This window comes from Nocardiopsis sp. NPDC007018, from assembly GCF_040635075.1.
Classification (GTDB): Bacteria; Actinomycetota; Actinomycetes; order Streptosporangiales; family Streptosporangiaceae; genus Nocardiopsis.
The window spans coordinates 21,119-42,691 of record NZ_JBEYHA010000047.1; the positions used below are offsets into that span (position 1 = coordinate 21,119).

The window sequence follows — 21,573 nt, forward strand, 5'->3', positions numbered from 1 at the left end:
GCGACGCCTGCGGGGCGCCCGCTCGGGTCCCGGGGGCGTGACGCCCGCGCGGGCCGGGGCGCGCGGCAGGACGAGTCGGCCCACCGGGGACCAGGAGGTACGTTGACCACGAAGAACGCGTCCGACAGGGGGGAGGGGGCCGCCGTTGCGGGTCCGTTTCGGAGTACTGGGGCCGGTCACCGCGTGGGACGGGGCCGGGACCGAGCTCGCCCTGCGCGGACCCCGCCACCGCGCCGTCCTGGCCCGCCTGATCGTCGCCCGTCGGCGGGTGGTCCCCGTCGACCTGCTCGTCGACGACCTGTGGGACGGCTCCCCGCCCGGCGGGGCCACCGGTGCCGTCCGCACCTTCGTCGCCGCGCTGCGCCGCACCCTGGAACCGGACCGGCCGCCGCGCGCCCCGGCGGCGCTGCTCACCACCCGTGGGCCCGGTTACGCCCTGGAGGCCGCCCCCGACACCGTCGACTCCTGGGAGTTCGAACGGGCCCTGCGCCGAGCGGCCGACCTGCCGCCCGAGCGGGCCCTGCCCGGCCTCCACAGCGCTCTGGCGCCCTGGCGCGGCCCCGCCTACGCCGACTTCCCGGAGGCGGCCTGGGCCCGTGCCGAGCGCGCCCGCCTGGCGGAACTGCGCCTGGGCGCACTGGAACAGCTGGCCCGCGCCCGGTTGGACCTGGGGCGGGCGGACCAGGCCATCCCCGACCTGGACGCCCACGTGACCGAGCACCCCTGGCGTGAGGAGGCCTGGCGGCTGCTGGCGCTGGCCCTGTACCGGACCGGACGCCAGGGGGACGCCCTGGCGGTGCTCAGGAGGGCCCGGGCCCTGTTCGTCGAGCAGTTGGGCGCGGACCCGGGGCCCGCACTGCGCCAGCTCGAACACGACGTCCTGCGCCAGGCCGACCACCTGGACGCCGACGAGGTGCGTCGGACCGTGCTGCCCTGGGACGCCGACCCCCGCCCCTTCGGCGCGCGGCGGTGGGTCCACCCCGTGGACCCCGACCACGCGGGGGAGCGCGGACCGCGCGGGGACGCCGCTCCCACAGACGAGGTGCGCCGCGACTCGGCCTCACCGGCTCCCGGCGACGAGCTGTGGAACCGCGCCGCCGACACCTACCGTCGCTCCGTCGCTCCCGGCGCGCGGCTGCGGCTCGCCTCCACCGTCGGCCTCCTGCGCGACCTCGCCGTCACCGGTCCCGAGGGTCTCCAGGCCTCCCGGGCGCAACGCCTGGCCGCGGTGGAGGCGGCCGAGGAGCTGGGCGACCCGGTCCTGACCGCCCGCGTGATCGGCGCCTACGACGTTCCCGCCAACTGGACCCGGGTGGATGACCCCGAGCGGTCGGCTCGGGTGGTGGCGGCGGCCGAGCGCACCCTGGCCGCGCTGCCCGTCTCCGGCCACGAGGGCGCCCGTGCCCGGCTGTCGGCCACGGTCGCTATGGAGTCGCGCGGCACCCGGGGGCCGCGCGGCCCCGAGGCCGCCGCCGAGGCCGAGCGGCTCGCACGCGGCCTCGGCGACCCCACCCTGCTGGCCTTCGCCCTCAACGCCCGCTACATGCAGACCTTCCAGCGCAGTGGGCTGGCGCCCGAACGCGACGCCCTCGGAGAGGAGCTCATCGCCCTGGCCTCCCGGCACGACCTGGCCACCTTCCGTATCCTGGGCCACCTGGTCCGGGTGCAGTCCAGGGCGGCGCTGGCGGACCTGGCGGGGGCCGACCACCACGCGGAGGCCGCGCGTCAGCTGGGGGAGCGGTTCGAGAGCCCGCTGACCTCGGTCTTCGTCGACGGCTACCGGGCCCTGCGGGCGGCCGCCGACGACCGCGTCCCCTTCGACACCGCCCGGGCCGCTCTGCGCGACGCGATCGGGCGCGCGGAGGGGTCGGGTATGCCCGGGCTCACGCGGGGGTTGGAGCCCCTGGCCCTGCTGTGTCTGCGACTGCGGCGCGGGTTGCCCGCGCCCACGGAACCCGCGGACCACGGTCCGCACGAGCCCTGGGCCCGGCCGCACGTGCTGCTCGCCCGGGGGCGGCCGGACGAGGCGGCCCGGGCGCTGGCACGCGTTCCGGAGCCGCCCCGCGACCTGCTCCTGGAGGCCCGGTGGGCGCTGGTGGCGCGTGCCGCCGTGGCCCTGGACGACCACGGCGCTGCGCGCCGGGCGCTGGTCGGGCTCGCACCGGCCGAGGCGGAGGACGCCGGGGCCCAGACGGGGTGGCTCACGCTGGGGCCGGTCGCCGCCCACCTGGAGGCACTCCGGCGCCTCCTGAACCCCCTGAACGGACATTCCAGGCAATAGAGGCTTCTTGATTCCATCCCCGGGGGTGCAACTCCAAAACCCTCAACCGGGGCGTGGAAGGTTTCACTGGAACCCGACGGGCTTTCGGCCCGCACCCGCCCACCCCGGCTAGGCCCCCGACAACTCCAGACGCAACACCAACGACACCAACTCCACCACGACCTCCTTGACCGACTCACGATCACGGGCATCGCACAACAACACCGGAACCCCCTCCACCACGTCCAACGCCACCCGCACGTCCTCCGCACGGTGCGTGCGCTGACCGTCGAAACAGTTCACCGCCACCACGAACGGCACCCCGCGCGACTCGAAGAAGTCGATCGCGTCGAAGGAGTCCGCCAACCGGCGCGTGTCCGCCAGCACCACCGCTCCCAACGCGCCCTGCGCCAGCTCCTCCCACATGAACGAGAACCGCCGCTGCCCCGGAGTACCGAACAGGTACACCACCGTCGACTCGTCCAGCGTGATCCGACCGAAGTCCAGCGCCACCGTCGTCGTGGTCTTGCCCTCCACACCGTCCAGATCGTCCACGCCCACGCTCTCGGAGGTCATCACCTCCTCCGTGTGCAACGACTCCACCTCACTCAACGCCGAGACCAGCGTCGTCTTGCCCGCCCCGAAACCACCCGCGACCACGATCTTCAACGTGTCCGGAACGGGACCACCCTGGGCCTCCGAGCCCTCCATCAACACCTCACAACTCCCGGATACGGTCCAGAACGGACCGCAACGTGCGCGCGTCAGGCCTCTGCCTCTCCCAGTCGGAGGTGTGCACCACCACCAGACCCTGATCCAACAGGTCGGCCAACAGCACCCGCAACACCCCCAACGCGAACCCCGACCGCGCGGCCACCTCCGCCACCGACACCGGGCGCGCGCACACCGCCAGGATCAGCTCCAACTCCGGGTCCACCTCCCACCGCTCCTGCGCAGACACCGCCACCACCTGCGAAGTCATCGAGAAGTCCGTCCGAGACGGACGCGTACGACCCCCCGTCAACGAGTACGGGCGAATCAGACTCGACTCCGCCGACCACCCCTCCTCCGCAGGCACCGGCCTCATCCCCGCCCTCCCCGCCTCCGTGGCAGAGCCGACAGGTAGGGACCGACCTGGCGCACCAGGCGGTGCACCTCGAAGGCGGCCTGCCCCATGTCGCACGTGGAGTCGGCCACCAAGGCCAACTGCGCACCCCGCCCGGCGGGCAACACGAAGAAGAACACGTTGTCCATCTCCACCACGCACTGGCGCACCTCCGCCGCGCCCACCTGCGCCCGCGCGCCCCGGGCCAGACTCGCGAACCCCGACGCGATGGCCGCCAGCCTCTCACCCTCCTCGCGCCCCACACCCGCCGAACCCGACAGGAGCAACCCGTCCGCCGACGACAGCAACGCCTGACGCGCCCCCGCCACCCGCTCCACCAGGTCACCCATCAACCAGTCCAGACGCTGTCCGGCGGACTCCCCGTCCACACCGCCGCGCTCCTCAGCCGTCATACCAGCGGACACCGACATCACCCTTTCGTGCTCTCACCCGGACGCGCCGCCCGATCGGGCGCGCCCCCAACCTCTCCGGAACCGGCGGCGTCCGCGCGACCGCGCACGGTACCGGCCTGGAAGGCGCTCATCATGGACCTGATCTCCGACAGGGAACGCTGCCCGCCGGTGGGCTCCCCGGCCTCCTCACCCGCGGGCGCACCGGCCCCGGCCACACCCGGCTCCGGGGCAGCGTCCGACCCCCGGCGACGACGTACCGGCAACCCCATGTAGGTCCGACCCGACGCCGAAGAGGCCGACGGTCCGCCCGGCAGGGCCTCCACCCGCTCCGTCCCGGGCCCCTCACCAGCACCCCCGGGGACGCCACCCGTGTCCACTCCCCGGGCCACCGCCGTCACGGGGGCGGAACCCTCCACCGGGCCCCTCCCGGCCGCCGCCTCGGGACCCAACAGGTCCTCACGGCGCAGCGGCCCGGTCACGCCCCTGCGCTCCACCAGCCCCTCCGGGACGCGCACCAGCGCCCGCGTCCCCCGGTAGGGACTGGCCCTCAGCTCCACCCCGAACCCGTGCCGTTCCGCGATCGTGCCCACCACGAACAACCCCAGCTGGGAGTCCTCACGCATACGCGCCAGGTCGAACCCCGGAGGTTCGGACAGCAACGCGTTGGCCCACTCCACCTGGTCGGAGGTCATCCCCAGACCCTCGTCCTCGACCTCGACCAGGCAGCCACCGCCCTCCAGCGTGCGACCGCGCACGGTCACCTCCGTCCCCGGCGGCGAGAACGACGCCGCGTTCTCCACCAGCTCCGCCAACAGCCGCACCAGGTCGGAACCGGCCTCGGCGGGCAACGTCACCTGCGGCAGGGCCAGGACCCGCACCCGGGCGTAGTCCTCGATCTCGCTGGCCGCCGCCCGTACCGCCTCGTGCAACCCCACGCACGCGCCCCCGACCCGCGAGGGACGGTCGCCGCTGAGCAGCATCAGGTTCTCCGCGTTGCGCCGCATCTGCGTGCTGAAGTGGTCGATCCGAAACAGCGACTCCAACACCTGAGGATCGGTCTCGGTCCGTTCCAGACGGTCCAGCAGCGACAACTGCCGGTGCACCAGCGACTGCGTGCGCCGCGTGATGTTGCGGAACACGTTGCGCACCCCCGCCCGCACCTGGGCCTCTTCCACGGCGGCCACCACCGCGGCCCTCTGGGCGTCGTCGAACGCCTCCGCCACCTGCCCCAGCTCGTCCCGGGGCGAACCCGTGGGCGGGGGAGCCTCGGCGTCCACGTCCACACTCTCGCCGGCGCGCAGCCGCGCGGTCAGCTGGGGCAGCCGGAACCGGGCGTGGTGCAGGGTGTGCGTGCGCAGGTCCTGGAGGCGCCGACCCAGCTTCTGGGAGCCGGTCACCGCCACCACCACCGACGCCAGGGCGACCACCAGGGCGACGACGCTGACCAGGAGCACGCTCAGGAGCAGGTCGCGTGAGTGGGTGTGGCCCAGGTCGACGATCTGTGCCATACGGGCGCGCTCCATGGCGCGCAGGCGTTCGTCCAGGGCACCGGTGGCCTCGCTCCAGCTGCGGGCGTTGACGGGGATGCGGGCTCCGGGGCCGCCGGGGTTGCCGATGACCATCTCCTGGAGGCGGTATACCGACCTCTGCTGGCTGGACCCGCTGAGTTCGTGGTGGTCCTGGCCGCCCTGGGCGCTGCTGGCGGGTTCCACCCGGGCCCAGGTGTGGCGCTGCGCGCCCGCGGCGGAGGCGAACCGGGTGTGGGCCCCGGCGGTGAAGGTGTTGGTGGCCATGGAGTGGGCCAGGACGGCGTCCTGCTGGCTGAGGTACTCCCGGGAGCGCAGCAGGGAGGCGAGGGAGCGCAGGCGGGGGGAGAGGGCGACGTCGGTGCGGTCCACCTGGGCGTCCCAGATCTCCAGCCCCGACTCGATCATGCGGTCGTAGGGCTCGGCCGCCGCCTCCAGGGCGTCGTCGTCGGGGGAGAGGCCGTCGACCTCCTCGGTGCGGTGGCGGGGCAGCATGTTCAGCTGGCTCCGGAGGGCGTGGACCTCGGCGGAGAGGTCGTCCCGGTCGTAGGGGGCCAGCGCTCGTTCGAGGGTGAGGACGGCGTCGTCGGTGGCGGTACGGGCGGTGTCGAGGCGTTCGAGGGCGCCACGGGTGGGCCGGTGGCTGGCGGCCATGGTGGTGCGCCGCTCCCGCTGGAGGTGGGTGATGACGTCCACGACGGGTTCGCCGACCTCGTCGATGAAGGCCGTGGTGGCGTTCAGGTCGCGGATGTCGGTGGCCAGGACGGTACTCAGCACCGCCCACAGGACCAGGAGGGCGGTGCTGGGCAGGAGCACCAGGCTGATCATGCGGGCACGAAGCGAGGAGCGCTTCTGGTGGGGCATGGGCTCGCTTCCGGGGGGAGGGGCGCGCTTGGCCGGTGGGGGCGCGGGTGGGGGAGCGGGGGCGTGGTTTCCCAGAGTGAACCGCTCTGGAGGGGGATTTGCAAGGTTTCGGGGGTGGCCGGATGCGGATGTCACGGTGGGGATCGGGGGTGTCTCACGGAGTACCGAGAGAGAAGCTTTATGAATCTACGTCGTAAAGGTCCGGCGTCCTTTCAAGAAACGACCTCATCACACAATGGAGCGGCTCACGCCGCACCGACCACCGACGGGCTCCGTTCGAAGCGGACATCATGACCCCGCTGGGGCGGCCGGTTCCGGCCAATCCCGGATTGGCACCGAAACCGGCACCCTCCGTCAGGGTTCCACTACGACACGGATGGATGCGCTTCACCCCGCACCGGGTAGGGGACCACAACGGAGCGTCCGACGAACGAGGGGGAATCCATGGCGCGCCTGAACGACGACGAGATCCGTGACGGGCTCGAACACCTGGAGGACTGGGAGTGGGACGCCGAGGGCGGCCTCATCCACCGCACGGTGCGACTGGTCGGCTTCCTGGAGGCGGTGTCACTGGTGAACGAGGTGGCACAGGCCGCCGAACAGGCGGGGCACCATCCCGACATCGACATCCGGTACGCCACCGTACGGCTGGCGTTGAGCACCCACGACGAGGGCGGCCTCACCGAGCGGGACATGGCCCTGGCGGCCCGGCTCGACGACCTGGTGCGCGACACGGCCCAACTGGCGGACTGACTCGCCCACGGGCCCGCGAGGCCGACACCGCCACGAGGTCGCGGCCCCACCGCCGCGGTCCGCCCCTGGGCAACGGTACGGGCGCCGCCCGACCGTTCACGAGCGGGCCCGCAGGGCCGCGCACCGCACGAGCGTGTCGACGAGCCGGATCAGGTCCTGTGCGCCCGCGGGGTCGTCGGCGTGGCGGGGGAGTTGCAGGGGACCGACCTGGTCGAGCCCCCTGCCCTCGCGTGCCAGGACGAAGACGAGGGTGAGCAGGGCGGCGCGGGCGTTGCCGTCCTCGAAGGGGTGGAAGAAGGCCACGTCGAGGTAGGCGCGTGCCGCGCGGGCCGGGAGGGGGACGTGGGGCTGTCGGCTCTGGGCGAGCGCGCGGGCGTAGGTGGTCCACGTGTTCGGGCGCAGGCCGTAGCGTTCGGCGCCGTTCTTGGCGTGTGCGGGGTGGGTGCGGAGCGGGGGTGGGTCGGGTGTGCCCAGGACGCGCTGTTGCCAGTGGGCGGTGAGGCGGGGGGTGAGGGGGGCTCCGCGTCGGGCGTCGCGGGTGGTCAGTTGGTGGGCGGCCAGGAGGCGTCGGGCGCGTTGTGGGTCGCGGGGGTGGACGGTGGTGTGGCACCAGTGGGTGAAGCCGTCGCGTGTGGGGGTGAAGGGGGCGGTGGGGGGTGTGGTGAGGGTGTGGGTCCAGTCGGTGTGGTGGCGGGTGTGGAGCCAGGTGGTGAGCGCGTCGCTGGTCATCGTGGTGTGAAGGCGTGGGCGATGTCGGTGGCGACGGTGGTGGTCGTGGTGGGGTCGGGGCCGGTCCAGCTGTCGAAGCGGTCCTCGAGGAGGGTCTCGATCTGTTCGTGGAGGTCGGGGTGGGTGTGTCCCTGGTGGGTGAGGTAGAGGGCGAGGAGGTGGTGGAGTTCGAGGTACCAGGCGTCCATGGCGTCGGTGTGGGTGACGGCGAGGTTGATGAGGCGGGTGGTGGCCTGGTGGAGGTGGCGGGTGTGTTGGGCGGCGGTCTGGTGTGGGGGTGGGGTGAGTTCGGTGAAGACGGTGGCGAGGTGTTCGTACCAGGCGCGTTGGCGTCGGAGGTTGTCGGTGATGAGGGTCGCGGTGGTGCGGGGGTGTTCGGGGTCGACGGAGTGGGGTGTGCAGCACCAGGTGTCGGGGGTGGGGGTGTGGTGGGTGGACCAGGTTCGGGCCCAGGGGCCGTAGTGGTGGGTGAGGTGGTGGGTGATGGTGTGGTGGAAGGCGGGGGTGCCGTGGTGGGTGGTGATGAGTCGGGTGAGGGTGTGCTCCAGGTCGTGGAGTTCGTCGGGTGTGGTGGGGGCGGGGTGGCGTTGGGGGTCGCAGTCGGCCCAGGTGAGCGGGGTCATCGTAGGCGGGCGCGGCGCATCTTTCCGGAGGCGGTGCGGGGGAGTTCGTCGGTGAAGTCGATGGTGTGGGGTGCGGCGTGGGGGGCGAAGCGGGTGCGGACCCATGCGCGGAGTTCTTCGGCGAGTTCTGGTGTGCCGGTGTGTCCCTGGGTGAGGACGACGCGGGCGCCGACGAGGTGTCCGGCGAGGTCGTCGGGGATGGCGTAGACGCCGCTCTCTTCGACGGCGGGGTGGGTGTTGAGGACGGCTTCGACTTCGGTGGGGCCGATGCGGTAGCTGCGGGTGATGATGGCGCCGTTGTCGCGGGTGGAGAAGTGCAGGTTGCCTTGGCGGTCCATGATGCCGGTGTCGCCGGTGAGGTGGTAGGCGCCGTCTGGTGTGTGGCGGATGTCGATGGTGTTCTCGTAGCCGAGGTAGCCGTGGAACCAGTCGAGGGGGCTGTGGGCGCGGTCGATGGCGATGCGGCCGTAGGCGCCCAGGGGTGCGGGTTCGTCGGTGAGGGCTTCGAGGACTTGGATGTTCCAGCCGGGGAGGGCGGGGCCGATGGCTCCGGGGGGTGTGGTGGTGGCGGGGGTGGGGTGGTCGCCGTTGGGCAGTCCGGCGCACCAGCCGAGTTCGGTTTGGCCGTAGTGGTCGCGGATGGGGACGCCGAAGAGGTCGGTGGCCCAGTCGATGACGTCGGGGGAGAGGGGTTCTCCGGCGCTGGCGAGGCGTTGGACGACGATCTCGGGGGGGAGGGTTTTGGTGGCGGCGCGGAGGGTGCGGTAGGTGGTGGGGTCGGAGGCGAAGTTGGTGACCTGGTAGAGGCCGAGGACGTCGAGGGTGAGTTCGGGGTCGAAGAAGCCGGCGCGGAGGGCGAGGGAGTTGTGTCCGGCGAGGAGGGGGGAGATGAGGCCGTGGTAGAGGCCGTAGGCGGAGCCGGGGTCGGCGGTGTTCCAGTAGACGTCGTCGTCGTGGACGCCGAGGCCGTAGTGGTGGTAGGCGTGCATGGCCGAGAGGGCGCGGGCGGGGACGCGGACGCCGCGGGGTGGGCCGATGAGGTTGGAGACGTAGACGGTGGCGATGTCGCCGTTGCCGGTGGTGGTGTGGGGGGTGGTGTGTGGGGGGTGGTTGCTGAGGGTGGTGAGGGTGTGGTCGCCGTTGCGGAGGGGTTGGTTTCCGGTGGTGGCGATGGTCCAGGTGGGGTGGGTGGGTGTGTGGGGGGTGGGGTCGAGTTTGGTGCGGTATTCGTCGGCGCAGATGACGAGGCGGGTGTGGGAGTCGGTGAGGCGTTGGGTGATGGCGGAGGGGGCGAAGGAGGAGAGGAGGGGGACGAGGACGGCGCCGATGCGCCAGGTGGCGAGGGCGGTGATGGTGAGGTCGATGCCCTTGGGGATGAGGGTGGCGATGCGGTCGCCGGGTTGGATGCCGAGGTGGGTGAGGCCGGTGGCGAGGGATTGGGAGCGTTCTCGGAGTTGGCCGTAGGTGAGGGTGGTGGGTTCGAGAGTGGGGCCGATTTCGGTGGTGGCGGTGGTGTGGGGGTCGTGGCGGTCGCAGAGGAGGTGGGCCACCGACGTGGTGGGGGTGTCGTAGGTGGCGATCCAGTCGCGCAGGAGTTGCGCTGGGTCGGACATCGGTGGTGTTCCTCGTCTTCGGTGGGTGTGGTGCTTGGTGGGTGGTCACAACTCTATGCCCCCTGGGTGTGGTGGTGTGGGTCTGGTCTCATCGGGTGGGTTGTGCGGGTGGGGGGTAGGGGTGTTTTGCGGTGTTTGGGGGTGGTGTTGTTCTTCCCTTGGGGTGGGGTGGGGCGTCAGGATGTGCGCATGGACAGTGCGCGTGTGGTGGATCGGTTCGGGCTCGACGAGGGTGTGCGTGAGTGGTTGGCGGCGTGTGAGGGGTTGCCGGAACCGGGGGTGGGGTTGAGGGTGCCTTCGTTGGCGGAGGCGGGTGGGGTGTTGGACATGTTCGTCCTTGCGGAGGACGACCGTGTGGAGGTGGAGGGGTTGTGGCCGGGGTCGGAGGGGCCGGGGGGTGTGTGGCCGGAGGAGTTGTGGCACCTGGTGGGGTGTATGTACCGGCGGTTGTGGGCTGACGCGGATCTGCCGGTGGGGGTGTGGCGGCCGTGGCCGACGTTGGTGGGGGCTGAGGACGCGCGGGTGCGGGTGGCGGCGTTGTGGGCGTTCGTGGCGATGGTGCCGGAGCAGTTGCGGCGGGGTGCGGAGCGGGGTGTGGACCGTTCGGTGACGGTGGCGTCGTTGGCTGACGTGGGTGTGCAGGTGGCGCGGTCGCGGTGGTTGTTCGGTCGGTTGAGTGTGGAGACGGCGGCGTGGGTGGCGGCGCAGTTCCGCGGGCGGTTGTTCTGGGTGGGGGGTTTGCAGTTGGAGCCCGCGGTGTTGGGGGATCAGGGGGTGGTGAGCTGGTATTCGGCCGAGGAGGCGGCTGGTTGGGGTGAGGGGTTGGCTCCGGGAGATCCCGTGTTGAGGTTGCACATTCCGTCGGGTGGGTTGGACCCGGCGTCGGTGGATGAGGCGTTGGCGTTGGCGGGGCCGTTCGCTCGGGAGCAGTTGGGGATCGATCCGGTGGTGGCGACGTGTACGTCGTGGTTGTTGGACCCGTGGTGGGGTGAGGTGTTGGGGGAGGGGTCGAACATCGTGCGGTTCCAGCGGCGGTTCACGTTGGTGGGTGGGGGTTCGCCGGGTGAGGGGGATGTGTTCCGGTTCGTGTTCGGGATGCCGCGGGTGGATGTGGGGGCGGCGCCGCGGCGGACGCGGTTGGAGCGAGCGGCGGTGGAGCGGTTGGAATCGGGTGCGGGGTTGCGGGTGTGTACGGGGTGGTTGCGTCTGCCGTGAGCGGGTGCGTGTGTGGGGGGTCTGCCGGGTGGCGGGCCCCCTTTTTTGTGGTGAGGCTGGTGTGTGGTGTTGCTGGAGGTGTGGTGGGTGTGACGGGTGTGTGTGGGTGTGGTGCGGGGTGTGACCCGGTGGCGGGTGGGCGTGCGGCGCGGCGGGCGTTGGCGTGGGTGCGTGGGGCGTCGTGGGGTGGTGGGTTCGAGCGGGGGTGGTCGGTGACGTTGAACTTTCATCCGGATCGTGGGGTGGGCCGGTCGACCGTGGTGGAGCGGATGGCGGCGGAGGGGGTGTACCGGTCGCAGTTCGTGACGGGGGTGGGTAACGGCGGGTTGACGGCGTTCGAGGGCGGTGACCGGTGGCGGTGGGAGAGCCGGATGTTTGGTGGGGCCTATGACCGGGCGCCGGTGTGTGCGCGGCCGGTGTACGGGGCGTTGGACTGGGCGGGGAGTGCTGTGGGGGCGGCGCCGAGGTTCGGGTCGTGTTTCTTCCGGTTGGGGGAGTCGGTGGTGGGTCGGACGACGTTCTGTTATCCGGACAGCACGTTCGAGCCGTCGGCGTTCGGGGTGGGGGAGCGGATGGGGTTGGTGGGGTTGGCTCGTGCCGGGGGTGGGCGGGATGTGTTGGACGAGTACGTGGAGGCGCAGGTGCATGGGCCCGTGCGGTGGGGCGCGGACGTGGTGGAGGTGGTGTTGGATCCGAGTTTTCGTGGGACCTGGGTGGAGGAGGCGGCGGGTCGGTTGGGGTGTGCGGTGTCGTGGCACGGGGGGTTTCGGTTGGGGGTGGGGGAGTTGCGTCGGCGTCGGGGGTTTCGGGGGTCGGAGGTGGTGGAGGCGGGTGAGCGGGTGGCGGTGCGGGGGTGGTTGACGCCGTGGGTGGTGGGTGGGGCGGCGCGGTCGGGGTTGTTCGAGCCGCGGGTGGTGAAGCGGTTGTGGCACTGTCTGGCGAGGTTTGGTGCGCCGGGTGGGGGGTGAGGTGGTGGTGTCTGTGGTGTCTGTGGTGTGGCCGGGTGGTGTGGGCGCCGGGTGGTGGTTCAGTCGGGGTGGGTGTCCCAGGTGGCGCGGGCGTGGTCGAGGTCGATGTCGCGGCCCAGGGCGGGCAGGGCCCGGTAGGTGCTCAGGAGTGTGGCGGTGAGCAGCAGCGTCCACAGGATGAGGGCGTTGGCCCAGGTGGGCAGTGGGGACAGGAGGGGGAAGGCGCAGGCGAGGAGGGTCAGGGTGGTGGGGGTGATCCAGTCGCGGCCGGTGGGGTGGCCCTGTCGTCTGCGGGTGGTGGAGACGATGAGGGGGAGCAGGGCGATGGTGCCGGTGATCAGGGCGGGGGCGGCGGCCAGTGGTGCGGTGAGGATGAGGGCCCACCAGGGCAGCCAGGGGGTGAGGGCCCACAGGGTGCTGGCGGTGGCGGCGAGGGAGACGGCCAGGCCCAGGGTGACGAGGGGGAGGGGTAGTCCTTGGGGGCGTGGGTCGGTGCGCTCGGGGTGGTGGGGGTGGGGCGTGTGTTGGGTGAGGGAGTGGGCGGCGGTCAGTGTGCGGCGTAGTGACAGGGCGGCCAGGTACTGCTGGCTGTGGTCGTGTTCGGGGGTGTGCTGGCTGTCGTCCATGTTCTGCCGTTGCTGGTGGGGGTCGGGGCTCGTGTTCGAGTGTAGGAGCGTGGGCGGGGGGTGAACTCGGTGGCGGGGCGGGGCATCGGACCCGGAGACCGTGTCTGTGAGGAGCGCCGTTGAGTACTGAGCCCGAGTCCGCTCTTGAGTCCGAGCCCGTTGAGGAGTCCGGGAGCCGTCTGGCCGTGGCGGAGCGTGCCGGGTCGGAGGGGGCGCCGCCGTGGACGGGTGTGGGGTGTGTGCTGCTGTTGGCGCCGTTGTGGGGGTTGCTGCTGCCGGCGTCGGTGGTGGTGGGCGGGTTCGCTCTGGGTGCCGATGACGGTGCGGTGGCGTTGGTTGCGTTGGCGGGTTTTGCGGTGGTCGGGGGGACGTGGTGGGGGTTTCGTGTGTGGATGCGGCGCCATGGTGCGGTGGAGCGGTCGTGGGAGTTGCCGTTGGTGGTGCTGACGTCGGCGGGTGTTGGTGCTGTGGTGGGGGCGCTGCGGTTGTGGTGGGGGGTGGCGGTGGCCCCCGACCCGGTGGCGTTGGCGGGGTGGTGTCTGGTCGTGGCGCTGGTGGGTGCGGCGGTGGTGTGGGTGATGCGGTCGGGTGTGTTGCGGGTGGTGGTCTCGGTGGGGGTGGTGTTGGTGTTGAGTGCTGCGGCGTTGGGGGTGTCGTGGGGGCAACGGCGTGCTGAGGAGATGCGGGAGAACGATGCGTTGGCGCGGGAGGTCGCGGGGTTGGCAGTGGTGGTCGGGGTGTTGGAGGCGCCGGGGTGGGAGCCGGTGTCGATGGAGGTGAGGGGTGGTCGATCGCCGGTGGAGATCTCCTATGAGCCGCGTGGGGTGGGGGAGAAGGGGTTGACGTTGGAGGTGCGCACGATCGTGCGGGAGGAGGAGGGGCCAGGGGAGTCGGGGTTGCCGCGCTGGGTGGAGTGTGCGGGTGAGGAGGCGGGGGGTGAGTGGTGTGCGCGGCATGGTGCGGTGACGGTGTATGACAACACCGGTGGTGCGTTTCGGTCGTTGCAGGCGTGGGTGGAGGTTGAGGAGGGGGTCGTGGTGTTGTTGAGTCCGCGTGTGCCCAGGTTGAAGGATGGGACGCCGACGATGGAGATGCCGGAGTTGGACATGGTGGAGCTGGCGGGGTCCGTGCGGGGTGTTGGGGGTGAGCAGGCGCAGGAGGTGGTGGCGCGGGTGCGGTGAGGGGGTGTCCGCGTGGGAGTGGCTGTGTGGGGCGGGATGGTCGGGGTGTGTTCCGCGGTCGTGGGGGTCTGGGGACGGTGTGCGGTGGCGTGTGTGGGTCGGGACGCTTCGTGTTCGGGTGTGTGTTGTGGGGTGGGCCGGTTCGCTCTCTGGGAAGGGGCGGAGGTGGTGGGTTCGGGTGCGGTGACGAGGGGCTCGGGTGCGGGAGGGCGATTTTCCTGGTTCTTGGTGCGACGCGGGGGTGTTGGTGGTGGCGGGGAGCCCTTCACTCGCTCTACTTGACATAATGTGCATTATCGGCGATAGGGGAAGGCCGGTGGGGAAGGGGTTTTCGCGCTTTGGGTGGGTTCTGGGGGCCCGCAGGTGCGCCGCCGGGAGCCGTTGAGGGCCTGGTCGTGGGGACCGTGGAGGAACCGGGGCGCACCGCGCTGCGGGCGCCGTGCGCGTCACCCTTGGTGGGGCTGTTGTCCACAGGGAGCTGGGTGCGTACTGGCGGGCGCAGGCGTTCTCGGGCTAGCGTCGATGCGGGGGCGCTGTGAGCGTCCGCTGGCGGAGCGTGGAGCCCCCGCATTCGAGCGTGCTCCTCAGCGGCCCGATCTGACAACCCCCGAGCCGACGCCTGTGGACAACGTCGCTTCTCGGGACGTGGACGAACGGCGCCTCGGGCCTGTTCAGGGCCCTGCGGACGAATCCCCGGCCAGTGGCGAGCCCTCGGGTCACACGGTCTGTAGTCGTGGCCCGTTCGGGTGAATCCGCCCGGATCTGTCGTTGTGGCCCCTTGGGGGCCTTCGTGTGCCGACGCCGTGTGTTCCCGTCCGTGTTCGGGCGGGAGATTCCCGCATGGCCGGGGGTGTCCGTGGTTCACTCGCTGACCTGCGGTTGTTCATGGCGGGTGGGGTCTGACCCGAGGCCCCTTCTGGGGCGCGACCTCTCCATGTTTCATGCATAAACGGTGTTATGCATCCTTTTGTGGTTGTTTGACGACACATGACCGAGATGACTTGCAGAGTGCTCGGTGTCGGCTTCCCCGCCCTCGCTGGCGGGAGTCGCCCTCCTTGCTGGGGCGATCCACTGTCGAACACCTGTTCCCCTGGGTGCGGGGTGCACACTCCTTGGACGGCCGTACACATCCGTTCCGCCACTCCCCTGGCTCGCGTCCCCGAGTCCCCGCCTGCCCGCCGCAAGAAGCCAAAGCCTAAGTCTTCGCAGGTCAGATGTGATCGATGGGGCCCCACTCCCCCGGAGTCACCGCTCGCACCCGGTGTGAGCGCGCACGTCCGATCGTGTGGACGTACGTACACAACGGCGGCGTGGAAGACCTCCCCCTGGCGGTGTCGCTGACTGGGTGTCTCCCGAAGTCGCGGGCGCCGCGCAGTGCGGTGGTGAGTCGCCGCCGCGGATCAGGGAGGCGCGGGCGATGGCGGTGGTGGGGTGCAGGGCGCTGACGACGGTTTCGGCTGCGGCCTTTGGCCGCTCCGTGGGGGTGAGGGGGTCGGGGTGGGTTGGGGGGCCCGGTGTGGGCCGGGATCGGGAATGCTGGGGGCATGAGTGGTGACGGTGTGTCGGTGGAGCGGGCGATCGAGCGGTATTTGGTGGCGCGGCGGGCGGCGAAGCCGTCCCCGCACACGGTGGCGGCGTATCGGCGGGATCTGGTGGGTGTGTTGGGGTGTGTGGGGCGGGCGTTGGGGTGTGAGCCGGGTGGGGTGGGGTTGGTGGAGTTGGAGGCGGGGGTGTTGCGGGAGGGGTTCGCGGAGTTCGCTGAGGAGCGGGCGGCGTCGAGTGTGTTGCGGGCGTGGTCGACGTGGAACGGGTTCTTCGCGTTCTGGGTGTCGGAGGGGGTGGTGGCGGGGAATCCGATGTCGGCGGTGCCTCGGCCGCGGGTGCGTCCTTCGGGTCCCAAGCCGTTGATGGGTGAGGACACTCCGGAGCGGTTGTTGGAGGCGTTGGCGCGGGGGGCGCGGCGTGCGCGAGATCCGTGGCCGGAGCGGGATCTGGCGGTGTTGGCGTTGGCGTTGCTGACGGGGATGCGGTCGGCGGAGATGTTGTCGTTGCGGGTGGAGTCGTTGGGTGGGCGGCCGGGCGAGCGGCGGATTCGGGTGGTGGGCAAGGGGGGCGGTGAGCGTGTGTTGCCGATCGAGGTGCCGTTGGAGGCGTTGTTGGAGGCGTATCTGGAGTCGCGGCGGGTGCGGTTCGGGGTGGCGGTGCGGGGTGGTGATCCGTTGTTGGTGGACAACCGGGGTGAGGGGTTGCGTCGGGGTGGGTTGCAGTACCTGGTGAGGCAGTGTTATCGGCATGCGGGGGTGAATGATCGGGTGGCGCGGGGGACGTTGGTGCACGCGTTGCGGCATACGTTCGCGACGCGGTTGGCGGAGGACGGTGCGTCGGTCACGGAGATCATGCACTTGTTGGGGCATGCGTCGGTGACGTCGTCGCAGGCCTATATCGAGGTGACGGCACGGGCGCAGCGTGAGGCGGCGGGGTCGAACCGTACGTATGGGGTGTTGCGGCGGTTGGCTGGGGAGGAGGTGGGTGGGGTGGGGTGAGGGTGTTGTGTGGGGCTGGTGTGGGGGTGGGCTGTGGCTACTCTGTGGGGCGTGAATCAGTCGAGTTTTGTTGTGTCCAGCGTCAACGTCAACGGGTTGCGGGCGGCTGCGAGGAAGGAACCGGGGTTCGGGTCGTGGTTGTCGGCCACGGAGGCGGACGTGGTGTGTTTGCAGGAGACGCGTGCGGAGGCGGGGCAGCTTCCTGAGGGGGTGGCCTCTCCCCCGGGGTGGCATGTGGTGTTGTGTCCGGCGTTGGCGAAGGGGCGTGCGGGGGTGGCGCTGTATTCGCGGGTGGAGCCTGATGAGGTGCGGGTGGGGTTCGGTGCGCCCGAGTTCGCGGAGTCGGGTCGGTATGTGGAGGCTGATTTCGGTGCGGTGAGCGTGGCGAGTCTGTATCTGCCCTCGGGTGAGGTGGGGACGGCGCGTCAGGAGGAGAAGGAGCGTTTCATGGCGGCGTTCCTGCCGTATCTGGTGGAGCGGCGTGCTCGGGTGGAGGAGCGGGGTCGGGATCTGGTGGTGTGTGGTGACTGGAACATCGCGCACACGGAGGCGGATCTGCGGAACTGGCGGGGGAATCTGAAGAACTCGGGGTTCTTGCCGGAGGAGCGTGCGTGGTTGTCTCGGGTGTTCGACGAGGCGGGGTATGTGGATGTGGTGCGGTCGTTGTATCCGGGTCAGGAGGGGCCGTACTCGTGGTGGTCGTATCGGGGTCGGGCCTTTGACAATGACACGGGGTGGCGGATCGACTATCAGGTGGCGACGCCGGGGTTGGCGGGTCGGGCACTGTCGGGGCGGGTGGAGCGTTATCCCAGCCGTGAGGAGCGCTGGTCGGATCACGCTCCGGTGACGGTGTTCTATGGGGCCGGGAGGTAGGTGTGGTGATGGGTGTTCCGATCGTGTTGGCGCACGGGTTGCGTTCGTCGTCGAGTATGTGGCGGCCGCAGGTGGAGTTCCTTCGGGAGCAGGGGCGGACGGTGGTGGCTCCTGATCTTCCGGCGCACGGGTCCCGTCGGGGTGAGGAGTTCTCGGTGGGGCGGGCGGTGGACACGTTGTTGGATGCCATCGACTCGGTGGGTGGGCGTGCCCTGTTGGTGGGGTTGAGTATGGGCGGGATGGTGTCGATCGCGGCGGCGGGTGTGGCGCCGGGGCGGGTCGCTGGGTTGGTGGCGGCCAGTTGTACGGCGCAGCCGGATCAGTCGTTGGCGCAGGTGTATCGGATTCCGGCGGTGTTGATGGAGCGGTTGCCGGACAAGGGTGCGGCGGTCAATGAGCGGTTTCATCGGTTGACGTTGCGTGATGGTGCTGCGGACGCGGTGGTGGACGGTGGTTTGGCGGTGGAGTCGGCGACGGCGGTGATCGATGAGTTGGCGACGATCGACGCGTTGTCGGCGTTGTCGGCGTATGGGGGGCCGGTGTGGTTGGTGAACGGGTCGCGGGATCATTTCCGGATTCATGAGAAGGCGTTCTTCGACGCGTGTGTCGAGGGGCGTTTGGTGAATGTTCCGCGTGCGGGGCACATGGTGAGTCTGGATCAGCCGGTGATCTTCTCGCGGATGGTGTCCGATGCCGCTGATGTGGTGGGGGTGCGTGAGGCGCGGGCTGGTGTGGAGGGTGGGTCGGCTGTGGAGTTGGAGGCTGACGGGGGCTGAGGTGTTGGTGTGTGAGGGGGCGGTGGGCCGTGTGGCCTGCCGCCCCCTCTTTTTGTGCTGTGGGTGGGGTGGTGTTCAGCTGTGGGTGGGGTCATGGGTGGGGTCGTCGTGGTGGGTGCGGGGTCGGGGTGGGCGGGGGACGGCTTGTCCGGGGCGGGGGCGTTCGGGGAGGCGGAAGAAGATCATGGGGTTGTGGGTGGAGTCGCGGACGGGTGTGTCCAGGCCGAGTTCGGCTTTGAGGTCGTTGAGGGCTTGGTGGTGGTGAGGTGCGCGGGCGGCTGAGGCGGTGAAGTAGTCGGTGGTGTTGTTGGCGAGCCATTTGAGGATGACGGCGCCTTCGGTGAAGGGGAGGGCGTAGCGCTGGTGGAAGACGTCGTGGACGCTGACGGGGATGTGGGCGGGCAGGGTGGGCAGGAGGTGGTGGATGTACCAGCGGGCGAACCAGCCGTTGTGGGCGGCGTCGATGAAGAGGTAGTCGGTGCTGGAGGGGATGTGGGTGATCTTGGCGCGGACGTCGCCTTTGGTGAAGGTCCAGCGGTCGTCGGAGAGTTCGGGGGGGACGTGGGTGGTGGCGTGGTCGACGATGTCGAAGGAGTGGAGGTGGCCGGTGCCGTTGTCGCGGAGGGCGGAGAGAATCCAGGAGGTGGACCAGCCGTAGTAGGTGCCGATTTCGACGACGTTGGCGGGGCGGTGGTGGCGTAGGAGGAGGTAGGTGATTTCGGCTTCGAGGTCGTCGAGTTGGGGGGTCATGGCGGGGTCGGCGTCGGCGTGGTGGAGGCGTTGTTGGTCGCGGACGCGGGCGAGGTCGTCGCGGTGGGTGGTGTAGAGGGTGGTGATGAGGTCGAGGTCGATGTTTGGGGTTGTGGGCATGGGTGCTCCAGGGGTGGGTGGTGTCAGCCGCCTTTGCTTGCAGAAAGTAACAGTGTTGTTGCTTTTAGTTAGTGGTTTCGTGGGTGTGTCGTGGGTTTCGGGGGTGGGTGGCGGGTGCTGGCGGGGGTCGGTTGGGGTGGTGGTGGGCGTGGGGTGTGTCACTTTCGTTGGTTGATGGGTTGTTTTGCGGGGTCGGTGCGGGGGGTGGCCGTGGTCGCGCCCTAGGGTGGGGCCGTGACAGGCAGTGAGAAGTCGTCCCCCGAGACGACCAGGAAAGACGAAGAGTCGGGGCTGGCGCACACGTTGCGTCGCCGCCACATGACGTTGATCGCGATCGGCGGGTCGGTGGGCGCGGGGCTGTTCATCGGTTCCGGTGCGGTGATCCAGACGGCGGGTCCGGCGGCGGTGGTGTCCTACGCGTTGGCGGGGGCGCTGGTGTTCCTGACGTTGCGGGCCCTGGGTGAGATGGTGGTGTCGGTTCCGGCCGGGGGTTCCTTCTCCGACTACGCCCGGTTGGCGTTCGGGCCGCGGGCGGGGTTCGCGATCGGCTGGGTGTACTGGTGGATGTACGCGGTGTTGGTGGCCGCGGAGTCGGTGGCCGGTGCGGCGATCCTGGGCCAGTGGGTGGAGGGTGTGCCGCCGTGGGCGTTGGCGTTGGCCGTGTTGCTCACGATGACGGTGGCCAACCTGGTCTCGGTGCGGGTGTTCGCGGAGACCGAGTCGTTGTTCTCGCTGGTGAAGGTGGCCACGATCGTGGCGTTTTTGCTGGTGGGCGGGTTGTACGCGTTGGGTTTGTGGAGTGGTTCGCAAGGGGCGACGTTCGCGCACCTGTGGGATCTGGGCGGGTTCGCTCCCAATGGTTGGGTGGCGGTGCTGGGTGCCACGGTGGTGGTGCTGTTCGCGTTCGGCGGGGTGGAGATCATCACGATCGCCGCTGGGGAGAGTGCGGAGCCGGAGCGGGGGGTGGCCTCGGCGATCACGAACGTGTTGTGGCGTATCGGGTTGTTCTACGTGGCTTCGATCCTGGTGGTGGTGATGGTCGTGCCGTGGAATTCCACGGATCTGGACCGCAGCCCGTTCGTGGTGGTCATGGAGACGGTGGGGATTCCGGGCGCGGCGCTCATTATGGAGATCGTGGTGCTGATCGCGGTGTTGAGCGTGCTCAACGCGGCGATGTACACGTCGTCGCGGATGTTGTTCATGCTGACGCGCCAGGGTGACGCTCCGCGGGTGCTCAAGGGCGTCAACCGTCGCGGGGTGCCGGTGCGGGCGATCCTGTTGGGCACGGTGGTGGGGTACGCGGCGGTGGTCGCGGACTTCCTGTTCCCGGGTCGTGTGTTCGCGTTCCTGGTGGCGTCGATCGGCGCGATCCTGTTGGTGTTGTTCCTGACGATCTGTGCTTCGCAGTTGGTGGTGGGGGCGCGGGTGCGTCGTCGTGCGCCGGAGCGGTTGACGTTGCGGATGTGGGGTTTTCCCTATGTGACGTGGGCGACGTTGGTGGGTTTGGTGGCGATCTTCTTGGCGATGGCGACTCTTCAGGAGCACCGTCAGGCGTTGTGGGCGTCGGTGGCGGCCGTGGTGGTGGCGGTGGTGGCCTATGAGGTGCGTCGTGTGTTCGGTGCGACGGCACCCAGCCGTCTGGTGTTGGGTGTGGAGGGTCGGGCGACGCCCGAGGAGTTGGATCGGGTGGCGGGTGCCGGTGCCCGGCGGGGGTCGGGTTCGAGGGTGCGGGGGCCTGTGGACGAGGGCGGTGGCGGTGCGGGGCGCTGATCGGGTGCGTTCCGGTAGTGGTGTGGCGTCGCTTGCCTGGTGGGGGGCGGCGCCGCGCCGTTGTGCGGGGGGCGTGGGTGGGGCTGGGGGTGCCCCCTCCCCCGGGATGTCCGAGATGCCCATCTTGGTGGTTATGGTGCTGAACTTCGTTTTTGTCGCTAGGGTGCTGCGCAACCCCTGAGAGGAGCACCCCCGTGCGACACTTCGTCGGCTTCCTGTCGGGCCTGATCCTGGGTCCGGTTCTACTCTTGCTGACCGGCTGGGCCTTCGCCCACCTGCGGGGCCTGCACGCCGTCCAGGCCAGCGCCCTTCAGGGCACCGGCCCGGTGGCCCTGGCCGGGCTGGTGGGCGTGGGCCTGCTGGTGGCCCTGGTCGCGGTCCCGCCGCGCCTGACCCCCCTGCTGCCCTTCGCGGCCTCCCTGGTCCTGGCCGGGGCGACCGCCACCGCGCTGCTGCGTGCGCACCTGTTGGAGCGCCTGCCGGTCCTGCCCGGTGTGGAGGGCGCCCTGACCCTGCTGCCCCTGGGCGTGTTCGTGCCCCTGGCCCTGGTCCTGGCCACCCCGGTGTTCGTGGGCGCCCGCTGGGTCCGCGACGACGAGGACGGCCCCACCAGGGAGGAGTACTTCGAGGGCCTCCACGACGACGAGGACGAGGACCGGCCCCGCCCCGGCGCCGCCCGTTCCGAGCCGGTCACGGCCGCCCAGCACCAGCCCCGGCACCGACTGGAGGACGCCTGAGGAGCGGACCGCCCCGAATGCCGTGGGGCCCGGGAGAGGGACGGCTACGGGGCACCCGGCGACGAGACCGAGGACGCCCACGTCCTCGCCACCGCGAACGCGTTCGTCGCGGATCTGGCGCAGGGGAC

19 protein-coding genes are annotated in these 21,573 nt (G+C 70.6%); 10 read left to right on the plus strand and 9 right to left on the minus strand.

The window, feature by feature from the left end:
- The first annotated feature begins 145 nt into the window (after window positions 1–145).
- Window positions 146–2,281 carry a BTAD domain-containing putative transcriptional regulator gene (locus ABZ635_RS21375; protein ID WP_357767975.1) on the plus strand — a complete coding sequence of 712 codons (2,136 nt, stop codon included), beginning with the start codon at window positions 146–148 and terminating at the stop codon, window positions 2,279–2,281.
- A 108-nt stretch (window positions 2,282–2,389) separates the two neighbouring features.
- Here the strand turns inward: ABZ635_RS21375 and ABZ635_RS21380 are convergent, their stop codons facing one another.
- The 4 genes from ABZ635_RS21380 to ABZ635_RS21395 are packed head-to-tail and all read right to left on the minus strand — an operon-like array spanning window position 2,390 to window position 6,168.
- A complete protein-coding gene (locus tag ABZ635_RS21380; RefSeq protein ID WP_357767978.1) occupies window positions 2,390–2,971 on the minus strand; it encodes an ATP/GTP-binding protein in 582 nt (193 codons plus the stop codon).
- A gap of 7 nt (window positions 2,972–2,978) precedes the next feature.
- Complete coding sequence (locus ABZ635_RS21385) at window positions 2,979–3,347, minus strand: DUF742 domain-containing protein (protein WP_357767980.1); 369 nt, start codon at window positions 3,345–3,347, stop codon at window positions 2,979–2,981.
- Window positions 3,344–3,796, minus strand: a complete 453-nt coding sequence (locus ABZ635_RS21390) for a roadblock/LC7 domain-containing protein (RefSeq protein ID WP_357767983.1) — start codon at window positions 3,794–3,796, stop codon at window positions 3,344–3,346. Before ABZ635_RS21390 ends, ABZ635_RS21385 begins: the two co-directional genes overlap by 4 nt.
- The gene (locus ABZ635_RS21395; protein ID WP_357767986.1) at window positions 3,796–6,168 is read right to left on the minus strand and encodes a nitrate- and nitrite sensing domain-containing protein; all 2,373 of its coding nucleotides are present in this window, start codon (window positions 6,166–6,168) and stop codon (window positions 3,796–3,798) included. The genes ABZ635_RS21390 and ABZ635_RS21395 overlap by 1 nt, the downstream gene beginning before the upstream one ends.
- Before the next feature lie 444 nt (window positions 6,169–6,612).
- On the opposite strand from ABZ635_RS21395, the gene ABZ635_RS21400 reads away from it, so the two are divergent.
- Entirely contained in the window at window positions 6,613–6,921 is a 309-nt protein-coding gene (locus ABZ635_RS21400) for a 4a-hydroxytetrahydrobiopterin dehydratase (protein WP_357767989.1), read from the plus strand.
- Between the two features lie 96 nt (window positions 6,922–7,017).
- On the opposite strand, the gene ABZ635_RS21405 is transcribed toward ABZ635_RS21400, so the two are convergent.
- The 3 genes from ABZ635_RS21405 to ABZ635_RS21415 are packed head-to-tail and all read right to left on the minus strand — an operon-like array spanning window position 7,018 to window position 9,886.
- Entirely contained in the window at window positions 7,018–7,650 is a 633-nt protein-coding gene (locus ABZ635_RS21405; RefSeq protein WP_357767992.1) for a Fic family protein, read from the minus strand.
- Complete coding sequence (locus tag ABZ635_RS21410; protein ID WP_357767994.1) at window positions 7,647–8,273, minus strand: hypothetical protein; 627 nt, start codon at window positions 8,271–8,273, stop codon at window positions 7,647–7,649. The genes ABZ635_RS21405 and ABZ635_RS21410 overlap by 4 nt, the downstream gene beginning before the upstream one ends.
- Window positions 8,270–9,886 carry an AMP-binding protein gene (locus tag ABZ635_RS21415; RefSeq protein ID WP_357767997.1) on the minus strand — a complete coding sequence of 539 codons (1,617 nt, stop codon included), beginning with the start codon at window positions 9,884–9,886 and terminating at the stop codon, window positions 8,270–8,272. Before ABZ635_RS21415 ends, ABZ635_RS21410 begins: the two co-directional genes overlap by 4 nt.
- Window positions 9,887–10,075: 189 nt before the next feature.
- Between ABZ635_RS21415 and ABZ635_RS21420 the strand changes: the two genes are divergently transcribed.
- Both ABZ635_RS21420 and ABZ635_RS21425 read left to right on the plus strand, forming a co-directional pair.
- Window positions 10,076–11,101: an acyltransferase domain-containing protein gene (locus tag ABZ635_RS21420; protein WP_357768023.1), complete on the plus strand. Its 1,026-nt coding sequence runs from the start codon at window positions 10,076–10,078 to the stop codon at window positions 11,099–11,101.
- A 212-nt stretch (window positions 11,102–11,313) separates the two neighbouring features.
- Window positions 11,314–12,069 (plus strand): DUF3626 domain-containing protein, encoded by a 756-nt coding sequence (locus tag ABZ635_RS21425; RefSeq protein WP_357768000.1) that lies wholly within the window; start codon window positions 11,314–11,316, stop codon window positions 12,067–12,069.
- A gap of 59 nt (window positions 12,070–12,128) precedes the next feature.
- On the opposite strand, the gene ABZ635_RS21430 is transcribed toward ABZ635_RS21425, so the two are convergent.
- Window positions 12,129–12,695 (minus strand): hypothetical protein, encoded by a 567-nt coding sequence (locus ABZ635_RS21430; RefSeq protein ID WP_357768003.1) that lies wholly within the window; start codon window positions 12,693–12,695, stop codon window positions 12,129–12,131.
- A gap of 239 nt (window positions 12,696–12,934) precedes the next feature.
- On the opposite strand from ABZ635_RS21430, the gene ABZ635_RS21435 reads away from it, so the two are divergent.
- From ABZ635_RS21435 to ABZ635_RS21450, 4 genes are all read left to right on the plus strand, one after another.
- On the plus strand, window positions 12,935–13,876 hold the full coding sequence (locus ABZ635_RS21435) for a hypothetical protein (protein ID WP_357768005.1): 942 nt from the start codon (window positions 12,935–12,937) through the stop codon (window positions 13,874–13,876).
- Window positions 13,877–15,420: 1,544 nt separating this feature from the next.
- Window positions 15,421–16,419 carry a tyrosine-type recombinase/integrase gene (locus ABZ635_RS21440; RefSeq protein WP_357768008.1) on the plus strand — a complete coding sequence of 333 codons (999 nt, stop codon included), beginning with the start codon at window positions 15,421–15,423 and terminating at the stop codon, window positions 16,417–16,419.
- A 51-nt stretch (window positions 16,420–16,470) separates the two neighbouring features.
- Window positions 16,471–17,292 carry an exodeoxyribonuclease III gene (locus tag ABZ635_RS21445; RefSeq protein WP_357768011.1) on the plus strand — a complete coding sequence of 274 codons (822 nt, stop codon included), beginning with the start codon at window positions 16,471–16,473 and terminating at the stop codon, window positions 17,290–17,292.
- 8 nt (window positions 17,293–17,300) lie between these two features.
- On the plus strand, window positions 17,301–18,068 hold the full coding sequence (locus ABZ635_RS21450) for an alpha/beta hydrolase (protein ID WP_357768014.1): 768 nt from the start codon (window positions 17,301–17,303) through the stop codon (window positions 18,066–18,068).
- Between the two features lie 75 nt (window positions 18,069–18,143).
- Here the strand turns inward: ABZ635_RS21450 and ABZ635_RS21455 are convergent, their stop codons facing one another.
- Entirely contained in the window at window positions 18,144–18,938 is a 795-nt protein-coding gene (locus tag ABZ635_RS21455) for a class I SAM-dependent methyltransferase (RefSeq protein ID WP_357768017.1), read from the minus strand.
- 318 nt (window positions 18,939–19,256) lie between these two features.
- On the opposite strand from ABZ635_RS21455, the gene ABZ635_RS21460 reads away from it, so the two are divergent.
- The gene (locus tag ABZ635_RS21460; RefSeq protein WP_357768026.1) at window positions 19,257–20,708 is read left to right on the plus strand and encodes an amino acid permease; all 1,452 of its coding nucleotides are present in this window, start codon (window positions 19,257–19,259) and stop codon (window positions 20,706–20,708) included.
- 194 nt (window positions 20,709–20,902) lie between these two features.
- Complete coding sequence (locus ABZ635_RS21465) at window positions 20,903–21,445, plus strand: hypothetical protein (protein WP_357768020.1); 543 nt, start codon at window positions 20,903–20,905, stop codon at window positions 21,443–21,445.
- The last annotated feature ends 128 nt before the right edge of the window (window positions 21,446–21,573 follow it).